The 5,261-nt window shown below is 61.2% G+C and carries 7 protein-coding genes; 5 read left to right on the forward strand and 2 right to left on the reverse strand.

The features are described 5' to 3' along the window. Positions 1–32: 32 nt before the first annotated feature. On the reverse strand, positions 33–1,238 hold the full coding sequence (locus PMI23_RS26895; RefSeq protein WP_007918936.1) for a molybdopterin molybdotransferase MoeA: 1,206 nt from the start codon (positions 1,236–1,238) through the stop codon (positions 33–35). Then, positions 1,235–1,774, reverse strand: a complete 540-nt coding sequence (moaB, locus tag PMI23_RS26900) for a molybdenum cofactor biosynthesis protein B (RefSeq protein ID WP_007918937.1) — start codon at positions 1,772–1,774, stop codon at positions 1,235–1,237. The genes PMI23_RS26895 and moaB overlap by 4 nt, the downstream gene beginning before the upstream one ends. Before the next feature lie 289 nt (positions 1,775–2,063). Here moaB and PMI23_RS26905 point away from each other — a divergent pair, with 289 nt between their 5' ends. The 5 genes from PMI23_RS26905 to moaE all read left to right on the forward strand — a co-directional run bounded on the left by PMI23_RS26905 (position 2,064) and on the right by moaE (position 5,245). Then, complete coding sequence (locus PMI23_RS26905) at positions 2,064–2,963, forward strand: LysR family transcriptional regulator (RefSeq protein ID WP_007918939.1); 900 nt, start codon at positions 2,064–2,066, stop codon at positions 2,961–2,963. 241 nt (positions 2,964–3,204) lie between these two features. Continuing rightward, complete coding sequence (fdhD, locus tag PMI23_RS26910) at positions 3,205–4,050, forward strand: formate dehydrogenase accessory sulfurtransferase FdhD (RefSeq protein ID WP_007918942.1); 846 nt, start codon at positions 3,205–3,207, stop codon at positions 4,048–4,050. Then, on the forward strand, positions 4,047–4,532 hold the full coding sequence (moaC, locus tag PMI23_RS26915) for a cyclic pyranopterin monophosphate synthase MoaC (protein WP_007918944.1): 486 nt from the start codon (positions 4,047–4,049) through the stop codon (positions 4,530–4,532). The genes fdhD and moaC overlap by 4 nt, the downstream gene beginning before the upstream one ends. Further along, positions 4,529–4,780 (forward strand): MoaD/ThiS family protein, encoded by a 252-nt coding sequence (locus PMI23_RS26920; protein WP_007918946.1) that lies wholly within the window; start codon positions 4,529–4,531, stop codon positions 4,778–4,780. The genes moaC and PMI23_RS26920 overlap by 4 nt, the downstream gene beginning before the upstream one ends. 3 nt (positions 4,781–4,783) lie before the next feature. Next, positions 4,784–5,245 carry a molybdopterin synthase catalytic subunit MoaE gene (moaE, locus tag PMI23_RS26925; protein WP_007918948.1) on the forward strand — a complete coding sequence of 154 codons (462 nt, stop codon included), beginning with the start codon at positions 4,784–4,786 and terminating at the stop codon, positions 5,243–5,245. The last annotated feature ends 16 nt before the right edge of the window (positions 5,246–5,261 follow it).

Below are 5,261 nucleotides of genomic sequence, written 5' to 3' on the forward strand. Positions count from 1 at the left end.
AGCCAGCTCCCACAGTTTGATTGGTGGTGAGGTCAGAACAGTTCGTTGAAGGGGATGAAGCGCAGCGGGTCGCCGAGGTTGTGCGTGCTGTTCTCGGGGATTTCCACCAGGCCATCGGCCCAGGTTGCACCTAGCAGGACGCCGGAGCTTTGATTGGGATAGAGCACCGCACGCCCCGCCTCCAGCCGCACCCGCAGGTATTCACGGCGGCCGCCAGCCTTGTGCCAGTCGAAACCTGCATTGACCGTAAAACTCAGCGGCATGACATCTTCCACACCCTGAATACGCAGCAAATACGGCCGCGCCAACAAGCCAAACGTCACCAGCGCCGAGGTCGGATTGCCCGGTAAACCAATCACCGGCACCGTGCCAAAATGCCCGACCGTCAACGGTTTGCCAGGCTTGATCGCCAGTTTCCACAACAGCGGTTTGCCGCTGTCGCGCAGCACTTGCCCGAGGCAATCGGCATCCCCGGCTGACACGCCGCCCGTAGTCAGAATCAGATCAACGCTTACTTGCAGTTGCTCAAGTTTGAGCCGCGTCTGCGCCGGGCGATCCGGGAGGATGCCGGCGTCGATCACCTCGCAGCCCAATTCCCGCAACCAGTGGCCGAGCAATACGCGGTTGCTGTTGTAGATGCTGCCGGGGCGCAACGGCTGACCCGGTTCGACCAGCTCATCACCGGTCGACAGCAACGCCACACGCGGGCGACGCACCACGTGCAGTTGCGCCAGCCCTTGCCCGGCGGCGACCGCCAGTTCGAACGGTCCAAGGCGCTTGCCGGCGCGCAGCAGGATGTCGCCGACGCGATTTTCCTGACCTTGCGCGCGGATGTTCTGCCCCGCCTTCAGCGGCTGCAAGAAGCGCACGCGGCCGTCCTCCAGCACTTCGACGTTCTCCTGCATTTCGACGCAGGTGGCGCCGGGCGGCAGCGGCGCGCCGGTAAAAATCCGTGCGCAGGTGCCGGGCAGCAACGTGTCCGGTGCCAGCCCGGCGTAAACCTTCTGTGAGACCTTCAGCGGCTGTCGGTGCAGATCAGCGAGATTGAGCGCGTAACCGTCCATGGCGCTGTTCGGCCACGGCGGCAAGTCGAGGGTCGCCACCAGATCACTGGCCAGCACCCGCCCACGCGCATCGTCGAGCGCCAACAGTTCGCTGTCGGCCAGACGTTGCTCATTGGCCATGCACAGCAATTGGTCGAGGGCGTCCTCGACCGGCATCAACGGTGCTTTGCTCATCCGCGTGACCCGCAGGCTTGCACGGCTTTCAGGTGCGGGACGAAGTTGCATGGGCGATGACGGTTGTCCAGCTGCTCGGCAAGAATGCCTTCCCACGCCGTGCGGCAAGCGCCGGTCGAGCCCGGCAGGCAGCACACCAGCGTGCCGTTCGACAGCCCGGCCAGCGCGCGGCTTTGCACGGTGGATGTACCGATATCCAGAATCGAAATCGCCCGGAACAGTTCGCCGAAGCCGTCAATCTGCTTATCAAACAAGCAGGCCACCGCTTCCGGCGTGCTGTCGCGACCAGTGAAACCCGTGCCGCCGGTGATCAGCACCACTTGAATACCTTCGTCGGCAATCCAGTTCGCTACCTGAGCGCGGATCTTGTACAGATCGTCCTTGAGCAAGTTGCGCTCGCTCAACGTGTGCCCGGCTTCCAGCAACCGACTGACCAGCAACTGGCCCGAGGTATCGCTGGCGTAATCGCGCGTATCGCTGACCGTCAGCACGGCAATATTCAGGGGGACAAACAGGGCATCGGCTTTGGCACTCATGGCAGTTCTCCGGCAGCAGTCAATCAACATTGCCGAGCAGCCTAAGTGCCACTTATGAGTACTGTCTAATCACTCTGGCCAACCACATTATCGACCGGCTCTATCGGTGCCTTTCACGTTGTTCAGGGCCAGTAAAACCGGGCCTGATAGAGCTGATCGATAGTGCCTTAAATACTTCCGATTGGACGAACAACTGTTCAAGTGAGATCGTCGCACCCTGCGCTTTTCGTGCGTCTCGCGCATCCGCGTCAATACTCAATCAAAAAATCCCCATCGAGCAGGTGCCATCGTGGACATCAAACAACTCAAGTTCCTGATCGCGCTGGACGAAACCCGCCACTTCGGCCAGGCCGCCGCACGCTGCCACATCACCCAACCGACGTTGTCGATGCGCCTGCGTAATCTCGAAGATGAGCTGGATCTGGTGCTGGTCAACCGTGGCCAGCGCTTCGAAGGTTTCACCCAGGCCGGCGAACGCGTGCTGGCCTGGGCGCGCACCTTGCTCGCCGCGCATGACGGTTTGTTCGCCGAAGCGGCGGCGTGTCGCGGGCAACTGGTCGGTAGCTTGCGTCTGGGTCTGGTGCCGCTGAGCAGCTTCAACCCGGTCAATTACATTCAGGGTTTGTCGGGGACGTATCCGGAGTTGAAGTTCAGCCTGTCATCGCTCAGTTCCGACGAGATCATCGCCGGGCTGGGCAACAATCAGCTTGATCTGGGCGTCTGCTATCTGGACCACGTCAACCCGAACTATTTCGAGTTTTTCGAAATCGGCGAGACCCGCGTCGGCCTGCTCTACGACAACCGCCACTTCCATTTCGAAGGCTCGGAAATGAGCTGGGAAGACGCCGCCGAGTTACCGCTGGGGATGATCACCGCCGGCATGCATTACCGTAAATCCATCGACTTGAGCTTCCGCAGCCGTGGGCTCAGCCCGCAGCCGATCATGGAAAGCGACTCGACCTATCAGCTGTTGCAGGCGATTCACCAAGGCTTCTGCTGCGCGATCATGCCGCTGGACAGCGGGCTTGAGGAGCCGATCGAGCACCTGTCGTTCATGCAGTTGCCGGATGCCAGCGTGCTGGCGCCGCTAGGCCTGGTGATGCGCAAGACCGAGCCGCGTTCGGCGATTGCCGAGAAGTGTTTTGCCGAGGCGCGGAAGTTGTTTGGGGTTGAGGTTTCTGCCGAATAAGCAAGGGTGGATGTCCCGGCCTCATCGCTGGCAAGCCAGCTCCCACAGTTTCCGATGTGATCACAGTTTCTGTGCACGACGCAGAAACCTGTGGGAGCTGGCTTGCCAGCGATGGGGCCTGACCAGCCAAGACAAATCCTGGTTGATCGACCAAAGCAATCACCACATCGGAACAAGCGATTGGACGCACTTTTAACGCCCCCGTAGCCTGAACACTCTTCAGCGCTTCGGGACTTTTCAGATGCTCTGCCACGTCGAAACCCTCACAGAATCCACCAGCGAACCCAACGCCCCCGCGCCACAACCGGCGCAAGTGGCGTTTCGCGAATACCTGCCCGACGCCGCCATCTCCCACGCCGCGCTGGCCTCGGAAATCGCCCTCGCCATCACCTACAACGGCCTCAGCCAAGCGGTGATGATGGTCTCGCCCGGTAACCTCGAAGACTTCATCCGTGGCTTCAGCCTGAGCAACGCGATCATCGACAGCGTCGACGAGATCTACGACATCCGCCTCACGCATTTCGATCAGGCCTGTCAGGCCGAAGTGCAGATTTCCAGCCGGGCGTTCTGGACCTTGAAGGATCATCGTCGGCAAATGACCGGCACCAGCGGCTGCGGCATCTGCGGCGTCGAAGCGCTGGAGCAGGCGTTGCCGCAACTGCAGATTCTGCAACCGTCAGCACTGCCGCCGGCCGAACATTTCGACGGCATTCGCCAACGCATCGAAGCCGCTCAACAACTGGCCCGCAGCAGCGGTGCCTTGCATGCCGCGCTGTTCTTCGACGCTGACGGTGAAGCCTTGCTGTGCCGCGAAGACATCGGCCGCCACAACGCCCTCGACAAGCTGATCGGTGCGATGCAAATCGACGCCATCAATGCTGCTGAAGGCTTTGTCGTGGTCACCAGCCGTTGCAGCCTCGAACTGATTCACAAAGCCGTGCGCGCCCGCCTCGGCACCCTCGTCAGTCTGTCCGCGCCTACCGCGTTGACCGTGCGCTGGGCACTCAAACACCGACTCAATCTGATCCATGTACCGCACCGCAACGCCCCGCGAATTTACAGCCCGATCCAGGAGTTTTCCGTATGAGCCACACCCTCACCCACCTTGACGATCAGGGCCGCGCCAACATGGTCGACGTCAGCGACAAAGCCGCGACCCGCCGCGAAGCCAGCGCGCAAGCCTGGGTGCAGATGCGCCCGCAAACCCTGCAAATGATCCAGGCCAACGGTCACCCGAAAGGCGATGTCTTCGCGGTGGCGCGGATCGCCGGCATCCAGGCCGCCAAACGTACCCACGAGCTGATCCCGCTGTGTCATGCGCTGCTGCTCAGTTCGATTCACGTCGAACTCACGGCCTGCGAACCGGACCGCGTGCAGATCACCAGCACCTGCCGCCTCACCGGCCAGACCGGCGTCGAACTCGAGGCGCTGACCGCCGCCAGCGTTGCCGCGTTGACCATTTACGACATGTGCAAAGCGGTGGACCGGGCCATGGTTATCGGCGATATCCGCCTGCTCAGCAAACAGGGCGGTCGCTCGGGGCACTTTCAATGGGAGGACGCGCAATGATCCTGATCAACTACTTCGCCAGCTACCGTGACCGGCTCAATCTGGGCGGTGAAAAAATTCCGCTGACTGACACGCTGGGCTGCGTGGAAGACGTGCGGCAAATGCTCATGCAGCGCGGCGATCTTTGGCGTGAAGTGCTCGGCGCCGGCAACCTGATGTGCGCGGTGAATCAGGAGTTGTGTCAGCCGAGTCAGGTGATTGAGGATTTCGATGAAATCGCGTTTTTCCCGCCAGTGACCGGAGGTTGATCGATGGCTATTCGAGTCCAGCACAAAAGCTTCGATGTCGGCCAGTTGACCGCCGATCTGCACGCGCGCAATCCACGGGTCGGCGCGGTGGTGAATTTCGTTGGTTATGTGCGTGATCTGAATATGGGTCAGAGCGTGAATGAACTGTTTCTTGAGCACTATCCGGGCATGACCGAAAAAGCCCTCGAACAGATCGCCGAGGAGGCCCGCGAGCGCTGGCCGCTGTTGGGTGTGGAGATTGTGCATCGGGTCGGTGCGTTGTCGGTGAGTGAGCCGATTGTGTTTGTCGGGGTCAGCAGCAAGCATCGGCATATGGCGTTCGAGGCGTGCGCGTTCATCATGGACGTGCTCAAGACCCGTGCGCCGTTCTGGAAGCGCGAGACTACGCCTGAGGGTTCTCACTGGGTCGAGGGCCGTGAGAGCGATAGGGATGCGGCGTTGCGCTGGAGCCTGGCGCATGCCTGAAAAGCAAAAGCCCCTC

Source organism: Pseudomonas sp. GM24 (genome assembly GCF_000282235.1).
Classification (GTDB): Bacteria; Pseudomonadota; Gammaproteobacteria; order Pseudomonadales; family Pseudomonadaceae; genus Aquipseudomonas.